Here is a 21,821-nt window from a genome sequence, read left to right as displayed (position 1 = left end):
ACGTCCGGTCCGGTGTCGTCACCACGTGCGGGAGCGCGTCCGGCCGGTCGCTAGAACACGGGTCCGACCCGGAAGGCGAACACGCCGGTCGGATGCCGCTCGCTGAAGGCGTAGTCGAGCCGGATGGCCGGCAGCACGATCCCCGCGAAGCCGAGGTTCACCTGCACGCCAAGGCCCGCGCCGGCGAACACGGGCGTCTCGTAGTCGGCGAACCCAGGAACGCTCGAGGCCCAGCCGAGGTCGACGAAGGCGAGGCCGATGACGGTCTGGGTGGCGACGGTCGATAGCCCGAAGTCGTAGCGGTACTCGAGGGACGCCGTGGCGTAGGTCTTGGACAGCGAGAAGTCGTCCACCGTGTAGCCGCGGATCTGCGTAGCGAGCTCGTTCGTGCGCCCGACGGTGAAGCGCTTGGACACCGGGTAATCGCCGCCGAACTGGTGCCCTACGTCCAACCTGACGGCGAAGACGTGGCTCTTGTCCGTCACCTCCGCCGGCATCAGGTCGGCGACGCGCGCGTAACCGCGCACGCCGGCCGTCACCTGCTCGTAAACGTAGCCGGAACGCACGCCGTTCAACAGGAAGTCGTTCCCGAAGCCAACTCCGACGCCCCCGTACGCCCCCATGCCGTCGGCCGGGAAGTTGGTGTCGGTGCGCGTGTCGTAGACGGCACGTGCACCCACGAAAGCGGACAGGCCGCTCGTCGGGAGGTAGTCGATCGCGAAGCTGCTCGGGGTGGAGCACGTGCTCGGGTTCTGCACGACGCCGCCTTGCACGTCGCACTCCGCCGTGGGGGGCTCGAGCTTGTACTCGTTGTAGGCGCCGTTGGCGGAGACCGTCAGGTAGGTGGAGTCGAAGATCGGCCTGCCCACGGTGAAGCCGAGACCGCTAGAGCGCAACGCGTAGTCGCCGACGCGCACCCTGTTCTCCTCCCGGTCGACCAGGCCCGGGTACGTGACCGTGGTGCTGTTGCCGACCGTGAGGGGGTTGTTGTTGCTCACGACGCTGTAGAGCGAGACGTTGACGGAGGTCGGCACCTCCATGAAGTCGAGCGCGTCGACGTACAGCCACGGGATCGAGTAGTTGAGGCGCCCGCCGAGCATGATGCCGAGGTCGGTGTTGAGGACGTCGACCTCGGCCCCGACGGTATGCGCCAAGCCGAGGAAGTTCTTCTCGGAGTACGAGAGGCTGCCGGAGAAGCCCGTGTCGGTCGCGTACTCCGCGGCGGGTCTCAGCTCGCCCGTCTGGCGCTTGGCCAGCACGACGATCACGCGCGCCTCGTCCGGACCCTCCGCGGGCTCGAGGTTGTAGTTGAGCACGTCGACGACGCCAAGCGCAGCCACCTGCCTGAGGCCGTCCACGATCTGCTTGTCGGAGACGACGCTGCCGATGGGCGGCAGGTAGCGCGTGACGACGGACTCCTTGGTCGAGCTCGGCTCGCCTTGGTACCGGACCTCGTAGCCGACGGTCTTGAGCTCGGTGACGCGCTGGACGTACGTGCCGTCGTCGTAGGAGAAGTCGGGCCGCGTCAGCACGCGGTAACCGGCGGCCTGGTAGGCCCGCACGATGGCCCCGAAGTCCTCCTGGGCGAGCACGGAGGTGAAGGTGTCGCCGACCTGGAGGTTGAGCGCCGCCGTCAGCTCCTCGGCGCCGAGGACCGTGTTCCCCTCGATCCGGATGGCGTCGACGGTGCCGGCGGTCTCGGGAGCGCCGAGCTTGAAGGTCACGCGCACGCCGCCGCTCGCCGACACGCCGGCCTCGAGCTGGATGTCGGAGGACCGGCCGCGGGCCAGGCGCTTCACGTCCGCCAGGAGCGTGTCGTAGTTGAACAGGTCGCCCGGGTGGAGGGAGAGGGCGGTCGGGTCGACTCCGAGGGCGGTCGTGTCGATGGACGAGATGGTCAGCTCGAGGACGCGCACGGTGAACACGCCGCCCACCAGGCTCGTGGTGCTCGTGTCGACGCCGCTGCCGCGGTAGCCGAGGTTGCGGTAGCGCGTGGCGACGGCCTCGACGGTGGCGCTGTACTGCTGCGGGTCGAACTCGCCGGAACGCTCCAAGGGCTGGAACATGAGGCCGAGGTCGCCGTCCGTGAGCACGGTGTTGCCCTCGAAGACGACCCTGTCTATCGTCGCCGCCTCGTCGACCGTGTAGGTGAGGCGCACGGGCACGGCGTCGGCGCTCGCGGCGAGGTCGGGCGCCGCCGCGATCCCGAGGTCGACCTCGACGTCGAACGGGAAGCCGGCCTGGCGGTAGAGTTGGCGGATGGTGTCCTTCGCCTCCTCGGCGCGGGTCGTGTTGTACACGCGGCCCGGCTCGAGGAGGTTGGTGACTCGCAGGGCCTCGAGCAGCGTAGCGCTCGGCAAGCTCGTGGCGCCCTCGAACTCGATCTCCCCGATCCGCGGGTTCTCCTTGACCGCGATGACGAGGACGGGACCGGCCGCGGCGTTCTCGATCGTGAGCGTGACCGTCTCGAACGTCCCGAGGCTGTAGACGCGGTTGCGCTCTGCCTCCAGGTCGACGTCCTGAGCGTTGGTGCCGACGCGGGACGTGACGATGGTCCTCACTATGTCTGCGTAGGTCGTGGTGCCCGTGACGCGCACCTCTACCAGCCTGCCCTGCACCGCCGGCTGTGCGAAGGCCGTCAGCGTAGCAAGGAGGATGACCAGGACGACGTACAGGCGGGTTAGTCGCATGCGAGCAGTTTACCTGTGCAGGTGAGAGGTTTGAGAGCGTCTGCGGGCGCGAGCCGAGCTCTGCCGTGCGCTCGGCCTCGGTCGCCCGCAACGGAGCGCCTGAGCGTGGGCCTGGCGTGACGCGACGGCGCGCGCCCGGTGAATGCCGGGCCGCCCCGCCGGCCCGAACTTCCGGCGCGCGCCCGGCCGCGGTTATGATTCGCCCATGTCAGACGTGGTCGCTCACGCGAACGCCCGGCTGGGGGCGGCGCTCGATGCCTTGCGCGGCTCCACCGGCCTGGTGCCCGAGGTAGCGTTGGTGCTCGGCTCCGGCCTGGGGCCGCTCGCGGACGAGATCGAGGACGCCACCTCCGTCCCTTACGGCGCCATCCCCGGCATGCCGGTCTCCTCCGCCCCCGGCCACGCCGGCCGCCTCGTCATGGGCCGCTTGGCGGGCAGGTCGGTCGTAGCCATGCAGGGTCGCGTGCACCCCTACGAAGGCTTCACCGCGCAAGAGTGCACCTACCCCATCGCGCTCATGCATGGCCTAGGCGCCAGGAGCCTCGTCGTCACCAACGCGTGCGGAGGGCTGAACCCCGCCTTCGCGGCCGGCGACATCATGCTGCAGCTCGACTTCATCAACTTCACGGGTCAGAACCCGCTCATCGGACCGAACGACGACGCCTACCCGCGGTTCCCGGTCATGTTCGACTGCTACGACCCAGAGTACGTCGAGCGCGCGCGCTCGGCAGCCATCGCCGAAGGGATCCATCTGCGCGAGGGCGTCTACCTCGCCATCAGCGGGCCGGCGTACGCGAGCCGCGCGGAGCTGCGTGCGTTCCGAACCCTCGGAGCCGATGCCATCGGCATGTCGACGGTGTTCGAGGTCATCAGGGCGCGGCACCTGGGGATGCGGGTCCTCGGCATCTCGACGGTCACGGACATGGCGCTCCCGGATCGCGACGAGCACGCCACGGGCGACGAGGTGCTGGCCGTTGCCGCGCGCACGGGCGCCACCTTTCGCCGCCTCGTTCGCGCGGTGCTTCCGGGTCTCGAGTAGACGTGGCGACTGCGGCGCGCGACCTCGCGGACGGCCGCGGCTCCACCGGGGTCAAGGAGGGCGCATGAGCAGACTGACGCCGCTCGACATCCGGCATGTCGAGTTCTCGCGTAGGGCGGGCGGGTACGACCGGCGGGAGGTGAAGGCGTTCATGGAGCGCCTGGCGCTGGAGGTGGAGGACGCGCTGCGTGAGTCCCAGGGCCTACGCAAGCGGCTCTCCGCCGCCGAAGCGGAGGTCGCGCGCCTGCGTAACGCCGAGGCCGAACTGCAGACCGCCGTGATGGCCGCGGAGCGCATAGCCGGCGACCTGAAGGAGACGGCCAAGCGCGAGGCGCAGCTCCTCCTCGACGACGCCGAGCGCCAGCGCCGCGCGCGCCTGGCCGACGTCGAGGACGGCCTCCTCCGGTCCCACGCCAGGCTGGAGGCCCTCGAGATGCAGCGCAGGCTCTTCAAGGAGCAGTTCCGGGCCCTGTTGCAAGCCTACGCCACGGCCCTGGAGGCGGACGACGACGTGGAGGCCCGGCCGTCGGGAAGCGTGTCGGAGACGGGCCCCGTCGCCCCCACGCCCAGGCAGACGCGGACCATCGATCCCGAGGAAGCGCTGCTGGACGACACGGTCAGGCCCTAGCTGTGCTCGCCCTGGTGGGGTTCGAGCGGGGCGTTCAGGAGCAGTCGTCGCCCAGTCGCGCCAACGCCTCGTCGAGCGTCTTCCAGGGGAGTACCGCGCACTTGACGCGCGCCGGCAGCTTGGCGATGCCGGCGAGCGCCTGCAGGTCGCCAAGGTCCACGCCGGGTTCCTCCCCGCGGATCAGGCGTTGGAAACCGGCAGACAGCTCGGCCGCATGCCCGGCGTCCTTGCCTTTGATGGCGCTCGCCATGAGGCTCGCCGACGCTTGGGAGATGGCGCACCCCTCGCCTACGAACCCGACGTCCAGGCCCTCCGCCCCGCGCCGCAGGTAGAGCGTCAGCTCGTCGCCGCAGCTGGGGTTGACGCCCTCCTGCGCCACTACGCCCCGACCCTCGAGCGCCCCATGCTGGCGGGGGCTGCGGTAGTGCTCGAGGATCAGGTCCTGGTAGATGTCGTCTAGGAAGCCCACGCCCGCTTCACGCCTCCTCGCGCCGCGGAGCCGCGTGCGTGTGCGCCGTCGTCAAGCCGCGCGCCGCGCGCCCGCGCGGCCCGTGCGCGCCGAAGCGCTCCACGAGGCGCCGCAGGGCCAGAGCGAAGCGCTCGACCTCGGCGCGCGTGGTGTAGAGGTAGAAGCTCGCTCGCGCGGTCGCGGCCACCCCGAGGACCGCTCCGAGCGGCTGGGCGCAGTGATGGCCGGCTCGCACAGCGATCCCCTCGAGGTCGAGGATGGTTGCGACGTCGTGCGCATGGAGCCCCGCCACGTCGAAGGTGACGATGCCGCCGCGGTCGTCGCCTCGGGGACCGAAGAGCGTCAGGCCCGGGACGCCGTCGAGCAGGTCGAGCGCGTAGCCCGCGAGCTCGTGGTCGTGGCGCGCCACCTCGGCCATCCCCACCGCGCCGAGGTAATCGACGGCGGCCGCCAGGCCGACGGCCTCCGCCACGCTCGGCGTGCCGGCCTCGAAGCGCGCCGGGATATCGGCGTAGGTGCTGTCCTCGAGCGTCACGCGTCTGATCATCTCGCCGCCCCCCAGGAAGGGCGGCATCGCCTCCAGCACCTCGGCTCGCGCCCATAGGCCGCCGATGCCGGTAGGGCCGAGCATCTTGTGGCCGGAGAACGCGTAGAAGTCGCAACCGAGCGCCCGCACGTCGACTTCGAGGTGCGGCGCGCCCTGCGCTCCGTCCACGAGGAGGAGCGCGCCCGCCGCGTGGGCGAGCCTGGCGATCTCGGCCACCGGATTGACGGCTCCGAGGACGTTGCTCATATGGAAGGTCGACACGAGCTTCGTGCGCGGGCCGATGACCGAGCGCATGGCGTCGAGGTCCAGCCGCTGCTCCCCGGTGAGCGGCACGGGCCGGATGACGATGCTGCGCTCGCGCTTGAGGAAGTGCCAAGGCACGAGGTTCGCGTGGTGTTCGGCGACGCTGAGCACCACCTCGTCGCCGGGCCCGAGGTTCGTCCGCCCCCAGCTCGCCGCGACCAGGTTGATGGCCTCGGTCGTGTTGCGCGTGAACACGAGCGAGCGCGACTCCGGCGCGCCGATGAAGCGCGCCACGCGCTCCCGGGCGCGCTCGAAGGCGTCTGTCGCCTCCGTCGCGAGCGTGTGGGCGCCCCTATGGACGTTGGCGTGGTGGCGCTCGTAGTACTCCTGCATGGCGGCCACGACCTGCCTGGGCCGCTGGCTGGAGGCCGCGCTGTCCAGGTAGGTGAGGGGGTGGCCGTTGACCTCGCGGCCCAGGATCGGGAAATCGCGCCTCAGCGCCAAGACGTCGCGCTCGTCCATCTGTTCGGAGTCTAGCACCGGCCCGCTGCTGCCCCTTACCCCGCGCGAACGCTCTGTTAGGCCTCGCCGGCGGCCTCTCCGCCGGCGCAACGAACGCCATGGCGGCCGGCGGAACCGGGCGCCGAGCGGCGCGGCGGTAGACTCGACCCGTGCGGCTCGTCAGCCTGACGCAGCTCAATTTCCGCAACCTGCGCACGCCGCGCGTCGACTTCCCGAGCGGGGTGGTGGCGGTGGTCGGGCGCAACGCGGCCGGCAAGAGCAACCTCCTGGCCGCCGCGTACTTGGCCTGCACGGGTGAGGCGGTCGGCGGCAAGCTCGCGCGCCAGGTCAGGCTCGGTGAGGAGGAGGCGTACGTCGCGGCCGAGATCGAGCACGATGAGGGCGTGTCGCGCGTCGAGGTCGGCCTGGGGGCCGGCAAGAAGGTCGTGAAGGTCGACGGTCAGGCGGCCAAGGTCGGGGACGTGGCGCGCGTCGTGAGCGCCGTGCTCCTCACGCCGGAGGACAGCGACCTGGTGCACGGGCCGCCGGCCGCGCGGCGCGCCTACCTGGACGGTCTCCTCACCAAGCTCTCGTTGCGCTACGCCCTCCTCCACCGCGAGTACTCCCGCGTGCTCGAACAGCGCAACGCCCTCCTCCGTGCCGGACGTTTCGGCGCCGAGCTGGCGCCGTGGAGCGAGCGGTTCGTGGCCCTCGGGACGGAGGTCGGCGCGCTGCGGGAGCGCGCCGCCGTGCGCCTCGCACCGTTGGCGACCGAGGTCTACCGCGAGGTGGCCGGGGCCGGGGCGCTCGCCCTGAGCCTGAGCAAGGCGCAAGGCGAACTCTCCCTCGAGGAGGCCTTGGCGGCGGGGGGCCAGGCCGAACGCGCCAGGGGCCAGACCCTGGTCGGGCCGCACCGCGACGACCTGCGGCTCGAACTGGACGGCGTCTCCCTGCCGGAGTACGGCTCGCGCGGCGAGGCGCGCACGGCGGCCCTCGCGCTCCGGGTCGCCGAGTACCGGCTCTTGAGCGAGAAGCACCGAGAGCCGCCCGTGCTGCTCATCGACGACTTCACGGCGGAGCTCGACGCGACCAGGCGCGCCTACCTCCTCGAGCTGGCGAGCGCGACCCCGCAGGCCCTCGTCTCCGGCACGGAGCCTCCGCCGCTGGCCCAGGTCCTGATCGAGATGGCGGGCGGGCACGCCCGTCAGGTGGAGGGTAGCCGTGCGTGAGCGGCACGTCTCGGAGCTGATCGAGGAGGTCTTCCGCCGGGCCGCCGTCAAGCGCGGCGTGCGGCGCGCCGGGGCCGTCATCGCGTGGCGCGCCGTCGCCGGGGCCGAGCTGGCCGCCTTCAGCACGGCCGTGGCCCTTCGCGACGGGGTCTTGTACGTCAACGTCAACGACTCCGAGACGGCCATGCACTTGAGCCTCGGGCGCCACCGGCTCGTCGACGCTTACCGCGCGTACCTCGGCAACGCCGACGTCCGCGACATCCGCTTCCAGGTCGGGCGCCTGGACGACGGGGACGAGCGGCCCGCCTCGAACCGCGCGCTGATCGCGCCTGACCCCGCCGCGCTCGCGGCGCTGACCGCGAGCCTGCAACGGCTCGACCTGCCGGAGGAGCTGGAGCGAGCGACGCTGGCGGCCGGCACCCGCTTCCTCGGCCTGCAGGCGGCCCGCCGCGAGCTGGGCTGGACCACGTGCCCGACCTGCGGCGCCCTGCACGACGGACCCTTGCGCCCGGAGTCGTTGAGGGAGGCCGCCCGCAAGGCGGCTGGCAGGCGTGATGCCGACGCGGAACTGGAACGCGCCCTATGCCAGGCTTGTTACCGCTACGCCCACGAGGGGCGGGTAGTGGCCGCCGCGGAACGCCTCCGCACGGCGCCCCGTGCGGAGGTGGACGGGCTCGGCGAGGACGAGCGCGCCGTGGCCGCCTACCTGGCGGCCCGGTCGCTCGACTCCGTCATCGCCACCCTCCTGCCCGCCGCCGTGACCGACGACCGCCTCGCCCTGCAGCTCGAGAGCGTGGTGCGGTGCAGGCTCGCGCTCGAGCATGGGCGCGAGCCCGAGACGTTCACGCCCGCCGACTTCCACGCCTTCGACCCGCACGTCGCCAACGTCCTACGGTTGGCGGGGGGCCGAGGCTGACGACGCGCGGCCCGCCGCGCGCGACCTCGATCGGAGACCATATGACCAACCCCGTGGCACTGATAATCCTCGACGGCTTCGGCTTGGCCCCTGCCGGGCCCGGCAACGCCGTCGCCCTCGCGCGCACCCCCGTCTTCGACCGCCTGTGGCGCGAGCGACCCCACACCCAGTTGCAGGCGTCAGGTCCGGCAGTCGGTCTGCCCGAAGGTCAGATGGGCAACAGCGAGGTCGGTCACCTCAACCTGGGGGCCGGGCGCGTCGTGAAGCAGAGCCTCACGTACATCCAGGGGCTCATCGACGACGGCTCGTTCTACACCAACCCCGTGCTGCTGCGAACGTTCGCCGCGGCTCGTGGCCACACCCTGCACCTGCTCGGCCTGGTCAGCGACGGCGGCGTGCACTCCGACCTGAAGCACCTCCTGGCCCTACTGGAGCTCGCCGGTCGCGAGCGCCTCGCGCGGGTGCGCGTCCACGCGTTCACGGACGGGCGCGACTCCCCGCCGGACGGAGGCGTTCGTTACCTCGCGACGCTCGAGGAGGCCCTCGCCCGCTTGCGCGAGGCCGGTTGCGACGCTCGGGTGGCCACCGTCTGCGGGCGGTACTACGCCATGGACCGCGACCGCAGGTGGGAGCGCACCAAGCTCGCCTACGACCTGATCGTGTGCGCGCGGGGCGAGTACACGGCCGGCAGCGCCGTAGCGGCCGCCGAGGCCGCGTACGCCCGCGGCGAGACGGACGAGTTCATCCGGCCGACCGTGATCACCACGGACAGCACGCCGTCCGAGGACGGTGCGGCCGACGACGGCGCCGTGCGGGACGGCGACGCGGTGCTCTACTTCAACTTCCGAACGGACCGGGCGCGGCAGCTCAGCCACGCGCTCGTCGGCGACGACGGCTGGGGCGGGTTCGAGCGGTGCCGGACGCCGCGCACGACGTTCGCCTCGCTCATGGAGTACGACAAGGAGCTCCACGTCCCGTTCGCCTTCTCCGTCCCGCCCGTCCTGGAGACGTTGCCCGAGGTGCTGGCGGAAGCGGGTCTGAAGCAGTACCACACGGCCGAGACGGAGAAGTACGCGCACGTGACCTACTTCTTCGACGCGCAGCGCGAGGAGCAGCAAGTCGGTGAGGAGCGGCGCATGGTCGCGTCGCCGAAGGTGGCTACCTACGACCTGCAGCCGGAGATGAGCGCGCGCGAGCTGGCGGCGCTGACCGCCGCGCGGTTGCGGGAGCGTGACGACAACTTCGTGCTCGTCAACTTCGCCAACCCGGACATGGTCGGGCATACGGGCGTGATCGCCGCCGCCGTCGAGGCCTGCGAGGTCGTCGATGCCTGCCTGGGCGAGGTCCTCGACGCCGTGCTGGCGCGCGGCGGCGCCGCGATCGTGCTGGCCGACCACGGCAACGCCGAGAAGATGCTCGAGGCTGACGGTAGCCCCCACACCGCCCACACGACGAACCCTGTGCCGTGCGTGCTCGTGAGCGACGACCCCGCCCTGGCCGACGCGCGCCTGCGCCCGGGCGGCATCCTCGGTGACGTCGCGCCTACGGTGCTCGAGCTGTTGGGCGTGCCGCAACCGCCCGAGATGACGGGGAAGTCCCTGCTGGCGCGGGGTTAACCGGCGCCGAGGTCGAGCGTCAGCAGCGGCACGCGCATCTCCTCGGGGGTGAGCGAGCCGTGCATCCCGGCGGGCAGGTCCGCCGGTCCGGCCCCCGAGCCCCCCGGCTCGGCGCGCACGCGCTCGGCCTCCCAGAGCGCCGCCCCTCCGCGGGCCAGCAGGACCACGTCGCCGACGCGCCTGGTCGCCTCGGGGTGCAGGCTACCGGGGTCGCCGTAAAGGCCGGCAGCCAACGCCTCCTCGCCGCGCAGCGCCAGGAAGCTCCCACCCAAGCGCGCGCAGGCGGCATGGAGCTCGTCCGCCGCGCCGGGGCGCGCGTAGAGGTAGACGTGGCGCGGCTCGCCGCCCTCACGGCGGGCCAGCAGGGGGCGCAGCTCGCCGAGCTCTCCCAGGTAGGCCGCCTCGGACGGCGGTACGGCGTGGTGGCCGTGGTCGGCGGTGACGAGGACGAGGGTGTCGCGCCGCGCGGCGGGCGACAGGCGCCCGAGCAGCCGCGCGAGCCCGGACACGAACGCTTCGAGCAGGGGCGCGTAGCTCGCGCTCGGTGGGCCATCGCGGTGCTGGAGCGAGTCCAGGTCGGGGAAGTAGGCGAAGCTGTAGCCGCGCCCGCCCGCCGACGCCTCGAGGTGCTCTCGCAGCTGCGTCAACAGGTCGACCCAGCCGATGTAGCCGCGCACGCGAGCCCCGGCGGTCTGCATGCGCGACAAGGGGCTCCGGGTGATCTCGTGGGGGTAGAAGGCGGTGCTCGCCACGCCCTGGGGCGCCAAGACCTGGTAGACGGTCGGGATCGGCAACGCCGCCTCGGGCGCGAGGCCCCAGGCCTCGAGGTCGCCGCTGCGCGCCGCCGCGGCCCAGGCCGGCCGCCAGAAGAGCATGTTCGCGACGAAGCCGGGGCGTGGGAGGTACTGCGTGTAGCCGAGGAAGCCCGTCTCGCCCGGGCTCGCCCCGTTCCCCGCCAGGACGGTGGTGGCGACGACCGTCGTGGACGGCGCTACGGTGAGGAGGGGCTCGCCGAGCGGTCCGCTCGGGCTCCAGCCGGGCGTGTAGCGCTCGAGCAGGGCGGCGAGGCCGAGGTCGTCCTTCGCCACCTGATCGGCGAGCCGGTGGTAGCCGAGCCCGTCCACCAAGAGGACGACGACCCTGCGAGCGTTCCCGGGCAGGCCGGGCAGTGCCAGCGGCGCCGAGCGCCACCCCTCGCCGGCGCCGAGCAGGTGCCCGACGGTGCTCGGCACGCTCGTGAGGGAGCGGCCCGAGGCGTACGGCGCTACGAACTCGGGGCCTAGGAGGTCTTGCAGGTCCGTCATGGCGACACCTCCGGGGGTGCGGTCGGCATGCTCGAAGTTACCTCGCGTGCGCCCTCACGTTTCACGCTAAGACGAGGCGCCCCCGGTCTACCCGGGGGCGCCTCGTCTTAGCGTAGTGGCGCGCTCGGCCCATCAGCGCTCCGTTAGGGAGCCGCCCGGGCCACGCCGCCTCGCGCGCGGCTCTTAGAAGTCCATCCCGCCCATGTCGCCGCCCGGCATCGGGGGCGTCTTGTCTTCCTTCTCCGGCCGGTCGGCGATGACGACCTCGGTCGTGAGGAGGAGCGCGCCGATGGAGGCCGCGTTCTGGAGGGCGGTACGGGTGACCTTGGCCGGGTCGACGATGCCGGCCTTGAACATGTCGTCGACGTAGGTGTCGTTGGCGGCGTCGTAACCGTACTTGCCGTCGTTCCTGTTCAGGATGGCGTTCACGACGACGCTGCCTTCGGCGCCGGCGTTGGCCGCGATCTGGCGCGCGGGCTCCTCGAGGGCGCGCATGAGGATCTGGGCGCCCGTGCGCTCATCGCCGTCGAGCTTCTTGACGAGGTCCTTGACGGCCGTGATGGCGTGGATGAGGGTGACGCCGCCGCCGGCGACGATGCCTTCCTCGACGGCCGAGCGGGCCGTGGAGAGGGCGTCCTCGTAGCGGTGCTTCTTCTCCTTGAGCTCCGTCTCCGTCGCGGCGCCTACGCGGATGACGGCGACGCCGCCCGCGAGCTTGGCGAGGCGCTCCTGGAGCTTCTCGCGGGCGTAGTCGGAGTCGGTGTGATCGAGCTCCGCCTTGATGCCCTTGATGCGCTCCTCGATGCCTTCCTTGCTGCCCTGACCCTCGATGATGGTCGTCTCGTCCTTGCTGCTACGGACGCGCTTCGCGCGGCCGAGCTGGTTGAGGCGCACGTTCTCGAGCTTGTGGCCGAGCTCCTCGCTGATGACCTCGCCGCCGGTGACGGCCGCGATGTCGCGGAGCATCTCCTTGCGGCGGTCGCCGAAGCCGGGGGCCTTGACGGCCGAGATGTTGAGGGTGCCGCGCAGGCGGTTGACGACGAGCGTGGCGAGGGCCTCGCCTTCGATGTCCTCCGCGATGATGAGGAGCGGCTTGCCGGTCTGGGCGACCTGCTCGAGAACGGGCAGGAGGTCCTTGAGGGCGCTGATCTTCTTCTCGTGGATGAGGATGTAGGCGTCCTCGAGCACCGCCTCCATGGCGTCGGAGTCGGTGATGAAGTACGCGCTGACGTAGCCCTTGTCGAACTGCATGCCCTCGACGAAGTCGAGCTCCGTGTCCATGGTCTTCGACTCTTCGACGGTGATCACGCCGTCGCGGCCGACCTTGTCCATGGCGTCGGAGATCTGCTTGCCGACCTCGGCATCGTTCGCGGAGATGGAGGCCACCTCGGCAACGGCCTTGCTGTCCTCGACGGGCTTGGCCATCGCGTGGATGCTGGCGACGACGGCCTCGACGCCCTTCTCGATGCCGCGCTTGAGCGCGAGCGGGCTGGCGCCGGCCGCGACGTTGCGCAGGCCCTCGCGCACGATGGCCTGACCGAGCACGGTGGCGGTGGTGGTGCCGTCGCCCGTGATCTCGTTCGTCTTGCTCGCGATCTCGATGAGGAGCTTGGCGCCGATGTTCTCGAGCGAGTCGGCGAGCTCGATGTCCTTGGCGACGGTGACGCCGTCCTTGGTGATGGTCGGTCCGCCGAACTTCTTCTCCAGGACGACGTTACGCCCCTTCGGTCCGAGCGTAACCTTGACGGCGTTAGCGACTGCGTTGACGCCGCGCTCGAGCGAGCGGCGGGCGTCTTCCTTGAAGGTCAGGTCCTTGGCCATGTTCTCTCCGTATCCGTTCCGGTTCTAGTTACGTAACAAGTCGTTGGTCTTGATCTCGCGCTCTCGTCTTTACGGGGAGCGGCGCGCCTTACTCGAGGACGGCGTGGATGTCGCGCTGGCTCAGGATCATCAACTCCTGACCGCCCAGGTCGACCTCCGTGCCGCCGTACTTGGCGAAGAGCACGGTGTCGCCGACCTTGACCTCCATCGGCTCGCGCGAGCCGTTGTCCAGGAGCTTGCCGCTGCCGACGGCGATGACCTTGCCGCGCTGGCTCTTCTCCTTGGCGCTGTCCGGCAACACGATGCCGCTTAGGGTCGTCTGGGGCTCGTCGATGACTTCGACCACGACCTTGTCGCCGATAGGCCTGAGGTTCTGCTTCTTGTCCGCCATGGGTTCCTCCATTGAAGGGCTGAACTTGGCAGTCTCGGCATGAGACTGCCAAACGGCCATATCCTATCCAGGCTCCAACGGTGGTGTCAAGCGCAGTCTATCAAGCCATTTGAGCGTATGTCACTCATGTCGCTTGCTCGCGCTCATGCATACGGCGGCGCAGGCCGGAGACCCGGCGCTCCGATCCGCACCGGGTTCCCTCACACGCCGACGGTGCGTCGCAGGCCACCGTATCCGCAAGTGAGGCCGAGGCCATCGCCGGTTCCCCCGCGCTCCGACGGTGCGTCGAGGACACCGTGTCTGCCGAGCTCGCCGACGCCGCTCAACCGCGGCGCAAGCCGATCACGAGCGCGGTTACAAACGCGGCTCCGAACGGCAGGTTGTACGTGAGCATGGCGAGGAGCCCTTGCCACAACTGCTCCAACCTCGTCGGTTCGAGCAGCGGATCGACCGAAGCCTGGATCCTGCCCCAGTCGACGCTCAGGTAGCCGGACCAGGCGAGGAGCTGGATGACGACGAAGAGAACGCCAACGGCGAGCGCGACGAACTTGCCGACCTTCTTGAGGGCGAAGCCCGCCACGAACCCCGCCACGGCCCCGAAAGACAGCTGCTGCACCCAGGGCATGACGCTCGTGAGGTCGACGTTCACTCTCAGGCAGGGTAGCACGGCTCGAACGCGACCGGTCGCGCTCATGCGGCTGGGGTAATATCGACCTCGTGAGCCTCCCAGCTTCGCTGCGCATCTCGACCGAGGTAGCGGACGCGTTGACCGAACGCGCGCCCGTCGTCGCGTTGGAGTCGACCGTCATCACCCACGGTCTGCCGCGCCCGCACAACCTCGAGCTCGCCAAGCGTCTCGAGGAGGTCGTGCGCGAGGGAGGCGCCGTGCCGGCCACCGTCGCCGTCGTCGCCGGCGAGGTCAGGGTCGGCCTCGAGCCCCCCGACCTCGAACGCCTGGCGTCCGGGGGCGCCGACAAGGCCTCCCTCTGGAACTTCGCCGCCCTGCTCGCAGCCGGGCGCGACGCCGGCACCACCGTCGCCACCACCCTCTTCGCTGCGTTCGGGGCGGGCATCAAGGTGTTCGCTACCGGCGGCATCGGCGGCGTGCACGACACGCCGTTCGACGAGTCGGCCGATCTCGTCGCGCTGGCCAACTACCGCGTCCTGACGGTATGCGCCGGCCCCAAGAGCATCCTGGACGCTGAGGCGACCACCGAACGCCTCGAGACCCTCGGCGTGCCCGTGGTCGGTTACCGTTCCGACCGCCTGGCGGGCTTCTTCGTCGAGGAGACGGCGATCCCCCTGCCGTCCAGGGTCGACGACCCGGCGGCCGCGGCGGCGGTCCTGCGCGCCCAGGAGCGCCTCGGCCTCGGCGCGGGGGTGCTCATCAGCAACCCGGTCAGTTCCGGTCTCCCCCGCGACCGCTTCGATACCTGGCTCCAAGCAGCCAGGGCGAGCGCCGTGGCCGCAGGCGTGCACGGCCGCGACACCACCCCCTACATGCTCGACGCCGTCGCCAAGCTCTCGAACGGCGAGACGATGACCGTCAACCTCCGTCTATTGGAGGAGAACGCCAGGCTTGCCGCCCGCATAGCGGCGGCGTACGCGGGCGCGAGCAGCGCGGCGCCCGATCTCGTAGGGGCGGGTGTGCGATGAGACCCTCGGACGACACCGACTCCCGACTGACCGGCGCCGACGGGCGCCACGCCGGCGCGGACCTGCGCCAAACCGGCGCCGACCTGCGCCAAGCTGGCGCGGACCTGCGCCAAGCTGGCGCGGACCTGCGCCAAGCCGGCGCAGGCGACCTGGGCCGCCTCTTCCGCGAGGCGCGCGAGTCGAAGGGACTCGAGCTCGGCGACGTCGCCGAGCTGACGCACGTACGCCGCGAGTACCTGCGCGCACTCGAGGAGGGTCGCTTCGCGGACCTTCCCGAGGACGTCTACACCCGCAACTTCGTGAGGCTGTTCGCGCACGCCGTCGGCCTACCCGGCGACGAGGCCCTCGAGCTCTACCAGCGGGAGCGCCAGCGCGCCGGCGGTCTCACCACGCTGGAGGAGCGCCTGGAGAAGGAGCGGCGGGGCGAACCGCCGCCGCGCCAGGCGAAGCGCCGCTCCACCGGGCGGGGTTTCCGGATCAACCCGATGGTCCCGACCGTGCTGCTCGTCGTCGCGCTCGTGGCCTTGGCGGTGTGGGGGTACAACGCCCTGTTCTTCCGCCCTGGCAGCGCCGTCACCCAGGTGCCCCCCACCACCCCTACGACTCCCGCCACCGTGCCCCCCGCCGCCGGCCTGGAGGCCCCGCTCGCCGGCGGGGGCCAGACGAGCACGCCCGTCGGCGGCACCGTGCTCATCGACGTCATCACCGAGCCGGCGGGAGCGCAGGTGGCCGTGGACGGCTTCATGCTCCCCGGAGTGACTCCCATCCGCGCCGCGCCCGTGACGGCCCGCGCCAACCGGACGCTGCGCGTGAGCCTCGACGGCTACCAGACGCTCGAGCAGACCGTCGACCTGACCGAGGGCGGCACGCTCCAGTTCGCGCTGACGGCCGCCGACGCCGAGCCCGGCGCTTCCAGCCCCACCACTTCGAGCGCGGCTCCGAGCGGCAACGAGGTCCTCATCACCGTGAGGGCCACGAGCTGGCTCGAGGTCTACCGCGGCACCGCGCGCAACGAGGGCGAGCGGCTCGTGTACACGACGGCCGCGCCCGGCGCCGTCTACCGCTTCACTCTCCCCGTCTACGTGCATGCGGGCAACGCCGCCGGCGTCGAGGTGACGGTCGGCGACGGGGCCCCTACGGTCATGGGCTCGGCCGGGGCCGTCGTGGGTAGGGCGTTCAGCGCCAGGTGAGCCGGGCCGCCGCCTCGGACCCGAGGCCAGGCTCGACCTCCCAGCAGACCCCGTCGGCCAGAAGCATGAACACCGCCCCCCAGTTCACGTGGTCGTTGGCGTCCGCCTCGCTGCGCCAACGACCGCTGCGTTCCGCCCTCACCGCCCTCGGCATCACCGTGGCCGTGGCGGGCGCCATCGTCTTCCTGTCGCTCGGCGAGGGCATCAGGCGGGTGTTCGCCGACCAGCTCGCCAACCTCGGCCCCGACATCCAGGTGACGTACGGCTCCGGCAGCGGCGACTTCTTCCCGACCACGCCCGACCTGCCCGCCGCGTACCTCGAAGAGCTGCTCGCGCAGGCCGACGGGCTGGGGATCCGGGAGGTCGTGCCCGTCCTCCTGTACTTGCGCGGCGGTCTCGCGCCGAGCCAGTCGTTCGTCTTCGAAGGCCTCCCCGCCGCCACGCCGCTCGCCGACCTGTTCACCGGCGCCGTGGCCGAGGAGGGCCGGGTGCTCGGCGTGGATGACGAGGGGCGAGGCGTCGCCGTCATCGGAGCCACGGTGGCGGAACGTAACCGCATCGAGCTGGGTTCGACGCTGCGCCTCAACCCCGCCACGAGCCTCGAGGTCGTCGGCGTGCTCGGCGCCACCGGCAGCCTCGTCGACAACGTCATAGTCGTGCCGCTCACCACCCTGCAGGCCGCCCTCGGTGTCGCGGACCGCTACAGCCTGCTCGCCGTCACGAGCGTGCGTCCGGAGCGCGCCGACGAGGTCGCGACCCGGATCCAGGCCGCCTACCCGGAGCTCGGCGCCCAGACGCGCTCCGAGATCTTCGACCAGGTGAGCACCAGCCTGCGCGTCTCAGACTTCGTGCGCCTCGGCATCAGCGCCATCGCCCTCATCGTCGGCGCCATCGCCGTGGCCAACACCGTCATGATGAGCGTGTTCGAGCGCACGCGCGAGTTCGGCGTCATCCGCGCCGTCGGTGCACGTCCCCGCTTCCTCTTCGGGGTCGTGCTCTCCGAGTCGCTGCTCCTCGCGCTCGCGGGCGCGGCGGGCGGGATACTCGTCGGGTGGGTGGGCGTCTACTTCGTGAACCGCGTAGCGCTCGATCAGCTCGGCCTCGAGGTGGCCCTCGTCACGCCTCGCCTCGCCGCCTTCGCCGTGCTGGTGGCGATGGTGATGGGCCTGGTGTCGGGTCTTCTGCCGGCCGGGCGCGCGGCGCGCATCCCTATCGCGGCCGCGCTCGCTCGGGAGTGACCTCCCCCGCCACCCGCGTTGGCGGCGCAGCTCCCGCGGACGGTCCGGTGACGCCGTGGGCGGGCGGCCCCACCCCGCGGCCGTCTTGAGCCCGTCCCCAACGCGGCTGCGCGCGAACTTCCTCACTTGCGACCCACCAGGGTGCCACCGTGGCCTAACATCCTTCCATGTCCAGCGATAGGCCCCGCAGCCGTTCCTCGGCTCTCTACCTCTCATCCTTGCTTGCCCTCGCCTTGGCGGGCTTCGGCCTCGCGCAGTCGTACACCTGGAGCGACGTCGTGCAGGTCGTCACCATCGAGGCGGACGGCGGCGTGGTCGTCGACGACACGAGGACGCTCTCGACGAGCGGGGACTTCGGCGAGGCCTTCATCTGCGTCGAGTTGACCGGCGGGCAGTCGTTGAGCCTGCTGGACGGCTCGGGGGCACTCGGCCCGGGGCCTAGCGCGTACGCGTACTCCCAATCGTGCGCTGGGGGCACGGAGGTCGTCGTGCATAACGACGTCAGGGTGAAGGAGCGCCGGGTGCGCTTCGTCTACCGCCTGAGCGGCGTCCTCGACGTACGGCGCGACGTGGTGCAGTGGTACTGGCAGATCCTCGAGCAGGAGCACCCGTCCGTGCGCGGTTACACGCTGACGGTGCGCGCGCCGGGGCCGATGAGCGCGCCTTACGACGCCTACGTCCACCGTTTCGGCAACCAGGAGCTGCCGACCGTGACGTTGAGCGAGGACCGCGGCACCTTGCGCGTGGCGTTCGACCGTATCCCCGACGGCGACGGCGTCGAGATCCGCTACCTCATGGACCCGGCCCTCTTCACGCAGAAGGGCGCGCAAGACGGCATGGAGGAGTTCCTCCGGGACGAGGCGAAGGTCGCCGGGGTCCAGACCCTCATGCAGTTGCGGCGCTCCAACTGGTGGTCGCTCGTGCCGTTCGGCCTGCTGCTGCTCACGGGTTCGGGGGCGTTCGGCGCCTACCGGCGGTACGGCCGCGAACCGCGCATCGAGACGATGAAGTACCCCTTCGAGCCGCCGTCCGGCCTGCCGCCCGCCGCCGTGACCTCCATCCTGCAGCAGAACGGTGCGACCGCCGCCATGGGGCCGGCGTTCCACGCGACGATCATGGACCTGATGCGGCGCGGCTACGGAGAGTTCACCCCCGACGGCAAGAAGCAGAGCGACTTCGCCATCCAACTGAACCTCGGCAAGCCGACCGCGCCGCTCCTGCCTTTCGAGGACGAGGTCCTGGGCTACCTCAAGAAGGCCGCGCTTCCGGGGGCGCCCAACCGGCTCAGCTCCTCCGAGCTGAAGGCGTACTCGCAGCGCAGCGCCTCGACGTTCCTCGCCAGATGGGCGCCTGGGGTGCGTAAGTGGTTGGAGGCGCAGCGCGGCGGGCCGCTCACCGAGCCGGAGAGCCGCAAGGCGGCGGCGAAGTGGGCGGGGCGGCTCGCCATCTCGGCGCTGGCGACGCTGGCGCTCGTCTTCCTCTTCCAGGGCGCGCCGCGCGGCATCGCTATCGCCGCGACGGTCGCCCAGTTCGTCGGGGCCATCGTCGCGGGCGCAGCCATCCCCTCATGGCGTCCGGAGGTCGCGGAGGAGGTGTACGGCTGGCAAGGCTTCAAGCGCACCCTGACCGACTACACCCGCATGAAGGACGCGCCGCTCGACTTCTTCAGGCTCTGGGACGTCTACTACTGCTACGCGGCCGCGCTCGGCGTTGCCGACAAGTACCTGAAGACCCTGGGACGCGCTGCGCCGCTGGCAGGCGTCGACGAGGGCACGCTCATCAGGAGCGCGGCGTGGATGTCGGCCGGGAACACGTCCAGCCTGGCGAGCTTCTCCTCGTTCTCGCGCTCCGTCTCCACCCTCTCGAGCGCCCTCAACTCGGCCTCCGCCTCGGCGTCGTCGGGTGGATCGTCGAGCGGCGGTGGGGGCGGGGGCGGGGGCGGCTCTTCGGGCGGGCGGTGAGCGCCCCCGCGGGACCGGTGGTGCCCGGCCCGGGTAGCATGGTCGGGTGCTGCGTACGACCGATCTAACGAAGCTCTACCGGACGCCCGCCGGCGTCGTGCCCGCCCTCACCGGCCTGAACGCCACCTTCGAGCGGGGCAGGCTGACCGCCATCGTCGGCCCTTCCGGCTCCGGCAAGTCGACCCTCCTCAACCTGCTGGCGGGCTTCGACCTGCCGACGTCGGGCGCCGTCTACCTCGGCGACACCTCGCTCGGCGCCATGACGGAGCGCGAACGCTCCAAGCTGCGCCTCACGCGGTTCGGGTTCGTGTTCCAGTCCTTCAACCTCATCACCGTCCTCAACGCCTGGCAGAACGTCGCCTTCCCGATGGGGCTCGCCGGCGTCGCGGCGTCCGAGCGAAGGGCGCGGGCCCTCGCGCTGTTGGAGCGGTTCGGGCTGCGCCAGCGCGCCGACCACGTGCCGGCGCGCCTCTCCGGCGGGGAGCGCCAGCGCGTCAGCCTGGCCCGCGCGCTGGCCAACGACCCCGATGTCGTCTTCGCCGACGAGCCGACCGGCAACCTCGACAGCCGCAGCGGCCAGGTCGTGCTCGGCGCACTGCGGGAAGTAGCGAGCGAAGGCCGGACCGTCATCGTCGTCACGCACGACCTCGGCGTCGCCGAGAGCGCCGACGCCGTCCTGGAGCTGCTGGACGGCCACGTCACGCTCGCGCGCGGCGCCGTGCTCGCCACCCGGGGCGCGGCGTGAGCGGCGTGGAGCGCGGGGCTCGGACTCCGGACGCTAGCGGCACGGGCGCGGCGCCCCGGACGGTCGGCGGCGCGGCGCGGACGGCAGCCGTCTGGGGCGCGGCGTTCGTCGGCCTCGGCGTGGCGCTCGGCGCCTTCGGAGCCCACACGTTGAGCGGGCTCGTGGCCGAGGCGCGCCTCGAGACGTTCGAGACGGCCGTGCGCTACCAGGTCTACCAGGGCCTCGGCCTCCTCGCCCTTGCCGCCATCGCGCCCACGGGGCGGCTCGCCGCGCGTTCCGGACCCCTGCTCATCGCCGGGACGCTCGTCTTCTCCGGGGCGCTCTACGCGCTCGTCGCCGGCGCGCCGAGCTGGTTCGGCGCCGTGGCGCCGGTAGGCGGCGTGCTCCTCATCGCCGGCTGGGCGGTGGCGGTCTTCCAGCTGGCGCGTAAGGGCGCCTGAGGGGAGCGTGAGGCCCGTCCGCGGCGGGAGCGCGGAGCGCGGGACCGCCGCGGAACGCCCTGCCGTCGAGCCCGCCGGCATGCCTTCCAGGAGCGCGGAGCCCGAGCGCGCGACCGCGGTTGGCCCTCCTCGGCGCGGCACCGTATGGACGGTGCTCGGCGTCGCCTTGACGGCGGTCAGCTTCGCCGCCATCTTCATCAGGTGGGCCGACGCGCCCGGTGTCGTCGTCGCCTTCTACCGGATGCTCATCGCCACGGTGATCATGGCGCCCGTGACCGCGGCCGGCCTGAGGCGGACGCCGCTCGACGCGCGCGCCTGGCGTGCCACCACCCTCGCCGGAGCGCTCCTGGCCGTGCACTTCGCGGCGTGGATCTCGTCGCTCTCGTACACGACGGTGGCGGCAAGCGGCGCACTCGTCTCGACGAGCCCGCTGTGGGTGGCGCTCTTCGCCTGGCTCTTCCTGGCACGACCGCCGGCGGCACGCCAGCTCGGCGGTGTGCTTCTGTCCGTGGCCGGCGCCGCCATCATCGGCTACGGCGACATGCTCGGTGGGAGCAGGCCGCTGCTCGGCGACCTCCTCGCGGTGGTGGGCGCCGCCGGGGCGGGCGGGTACTTGCTGCTGGGGCGCTACGTGCAGGCGCGGGGCGTCAGCCTCCAGGCGTACGCCGGGAGCGCTTACGCCGTCGCGGCCGTCTGCCTGGCGCCACTACCCTGGTTGACGGGCGCGCCCTACCTCGGCTACCCGCAGGCTACCTACCTGTTCGTCGCCCTCCTCGCCCTCGTGCCGCAGGTGATAGGCCACACGGGGATCAACTACGTCGCCAAGTACTTCGACACCACGGCGCTCGCCACGGCACTGCTGCTGGAGCCTCTCGCCTCGGGCGTCCTCGCGTACCTGCTCTTCGGGGAGCGGCCCGGCACCGCCACGCTCCTGGGCGTGGCCGCGGTCCTCTGCGGCATGGTCCTGACCGTGCGCTTCACGCCCAGGGCCGCAGCCTGACCGAGCGTGCGCCAAGCCGACCGACACGAGAGTAAGGCCTCCCGAACACCACCTCGAGGCCGGGACGCGCGTCTGCGGGAGCCGGGTCACCGTAGCTGGACTTAGTGCATTTTCCCACGATTTCTGCTACCATATGACCCGTGCTTGGGTACGGTGGAAGCTGCGAAATCTACGGACCACAAGCCAGGAAACCAACA

The 21,821-nt window shown here is 71.5% G+C and carries 18 protein-coding genes and 1 pseudogene; 12 read left to right on the top strand and 7 right to left on the bottom strand.

Translation table 11 applies throughout. From position 1 onward, the window contains the following. Positions 1-50: 50 nt before the first annotated feature. Positions 51-2,690, bottom strand: coding sequence for a BamA/TamA family outer membrane protein (locus tag M9914_07480; GenBank protein ID MCO5174019.1), 2,640 nt, complete (start codon positions 2,688-2,690; stop codon positions 51-53). A 205-nt stretch (positions 2,691-2,895) separates the two neighbouring features. Between M9914_07480 and M9914_07475 the strand changes: the two genes are divergently transcribed. Next, a complete protein-coding gene (locus M9914_07475; GenBank protein MCO5174018.1) occupies positions 2,896-3,729 on the top strand; it encodes a purine-nucleoside phosphorylase in 834 nt (277 codons plus the stop codon). A 64-nt stretch (positions 3,730-3,793) separates the two neighbouring features. Beyond that, positions 3,794-4,357: a DivIVA domain-containing protein gene (locus tag M9914_07470; protein MCO5174017.1), complete on the top strand. Its 564-nt coding sequence runs from the start codon at positions 3,794-3,796 to the stop codon at positions 4,355-4,357. 34 nt (positions 4,358-4,391) lie between these two features. Here M9914_07470 and M9914_07465 read toward each other — a convergent pair whose 3' ends face one another. After that, positions 4,392-4,826, bottom strand: a complete 435-nt coding sequence (locus M9914_07465) for an SUF system NifU family Fe-S cluster assembly protein (GenBank protein ID MCO5174016.1) — start codon at positions 4,824-4,826, stop codon at positions 4,392-4,394. A 112-nt stretch (positions 4,827-4,938) separates the two neighbouring features. Then, positions 4,939-6,138 (bottom strand): annotated as a pseudogene (locus M9914_07460) (SufS family cysteine desulfurase). A gap of 149 nt (positions 6,139-6,287) precedes the next feature. Between M9914_07460 and recF the strand changes: the two are divergent. Genes recF through gpmI form a run of 3 tightly spaced genes read left to right on the top strand, consistent with a single transcriptional unit; the run spans position 6,288 to position 9,878 of the window. Beyond that, positions 6,288-7,346, top strand: coding sequence for a DNA replication and repair protein RecF (gene recF, locus M9914_07455; protein ID MCO5174015.1), 1,059 nt, complete (start codon positions 6,288-6,290; stop codon positions 7,344-7,346). Further along, positions 7,339-8,262, top strand: coding sequence for a DUF721 domain-containing protein (locus M9914_07450; protein MCO5174014.1), 924 nt, complete (start codon positions 7,339-7,341; stop codon positions 8,260-8,262). The genes recF and M9914_07450 overlap by 8 nt, the downstream gene beginning before the upstream one ends. A 41-nt stretch (positions 8,263-8,303) precedes the next feature. Further along, positions 8,304-9,878: a 2,3-bisphosphoglycerate-independent phosphoglycerate mutase gene (gpmI, locus tag M9914_07445; GenBank protein ID MCO5174013.1), complete on the top strand. Its 1,575-nt coding sequence runs from the start codon at positions 8,304-8,306 to the stop codon at positions 9,876-9,878. Here the strand turns inward: gpmI and M9914_07440 are convergent. The 4 genes from M9914_07440 to M9914_07425 all read right to left on the bottom strand — a co-directional run bounded on the left by M9914_07440 (position 9,875) and on the right by M9914_07425 (position 14,043). Next, the gene (locus M9914_07440) at positions 9,875-11,182 is read right to left on the bottom strand and encodes an alkaline phosphatase family protein (GenBank protein ID MCO5174012.1); all 1,308 of its coding nucleotides are present in this window, start codon (positions 11,180-11,182) and stop codon (positions 9,875-9,877) included. The two genes, gpmI and M9914_07440, sit on opposite strands and share 4 nt — an antisense overlap. Before the next feature lie 183 nt (positions 11,183-11,365). Beyond that, entirely contained in the window at positions 11,366-13,003 is a 1,638-nt protein-coding gene (groL, locus tag M9914_07435) for a chaperonin GroEL (protein ID MCO5174011.1), read from the bottom strand. Between the two features lie 88 nt (positions 13,004-13,091). Next, positions 13,092-13,394, bottom strand: a complete 303-nt coding sequence (gene groES / locus M9914_07430) for a co-chaperone GroES (protein MCO5174010.1) — start codon at positions 13,392-13,394, stop codon at positions 13,092-13,094. A gap of 322 nt (positions 13,395-13,716) precedes the next feature. Next, positions 13,717-14,043, bottom strand: a complete 327-nt coding sequence (locus M9914_07425) for an FUN14 domain-containing protein (GenBank protein ID MCO5174009.1) — start codon at positions 14,041-14,043, stop codon at positions 13,717-13,719. A 68-nt stretch (positions 14,044-14,111) separates the two neighbouring features. Here M9914_07425 and M9914_07420 point away from each other — a divergent pair, with 68 nt between their 5' ends. From M9914_07420 to M9914_07390, 7 genes are all read left to right on the top strand, one after another. Next, complete coding sequence (locus M9914_07420) at positions 14,112-15,050, top strand: pseudouridine-5'-phosphate glycosidase (protein MCO5174008.1); 939 nt, start codon at positions 14,112-14,114, stop codon at positions 15,048-15,050. Further along, the gene (locus M9914_07415; protein MCO5174007.1) at positions 15,047-16,240 is read left to right on the top strand and encodes a DUF4115 domain-containing protein; all 1,194 of its coding nucleotides are present in this window, start codon (positions 15,047-15,049) and stop codon (positions 16,238-16,240) included. The genes M9914_07420 and M9914_07415 overlap by 4 nt, the downstream gene beginning before the upstream one ends. A 65-nt stretch (positions 16,241-16,305) precedes the next feature. Further along, positions 16,306-17,478 carry an ABC transporter permease gene (locus M9914_07410; GenBank protein MCO5174006.1) on the top strand — a complete coding sequence of 391 codons (1,173 nt, stop codon included), beginning with the start codon at positions 16,306-16,308 and terminating at the stop codon, positions 17,476-17,478. 167 nt (positions 17,479-17,645) lie between these two features. Continuing rightward, complete coding sequence (locus M9914_07405; GenBank protein ID MCO5174005.1) at positions 17,646-19,439, top strand: DUF2207 domain-containing protein; 1,794 nt, start codon at positions 17,646-17,648, stop codon at positions 19,437-19,439. 46 nt (positions 19,440-19,485) lie between these two features. Then, on the top strand, positions 19,486-20,184 hold the full coding sequence (locus M9914_07400; GenBank protein MCO5174004.1) for an ABC transporter ATP-binding protein: 699 nt from the start codon (positions 19,486-19,488) through the stop codon (positions 20,182-20,184). After that, on the top strand, positions 20,181-20,624 hold the full coding sequence (locus tag M9914_07395; protein ID MCO5174003.1) for a DUF423 domain-containing protein: 444 nt from the start codon (positions 20,181-20,183) through the stop codon (positions 20,622-20,624). The genes M9914_07400 and M9914_07395 overlap by 4 nt, the downstream gene beginning before the upstream one ends. A gap of 7 nt (positions 20,625-20,631) precedes the next feature. Next, complete coding sequence (locus tag M9914_07390; protein MCO5174002.1) at positions 20,632-21,624, top strand: DMT family transporter; 993 nt, start codon at positions 20,632-20,634, stop codon at positions 21,622-21,624. Positions 21,625-21,821: the final 197 nt, after the last annotated feature.

Source organism: Trueperaceae bacterium (genome assembly GCA_023954415.1).
GTDB lineage: Bacteria > Deinococcota > Deinococci > Deinococcales > Trueperaceae > JAAYYF01.
The sequence above is the reverse complement of the archived record's forward strand: the minus strand, read 5'-3'. Positions and strand labels throughout refer to the sequence as shown.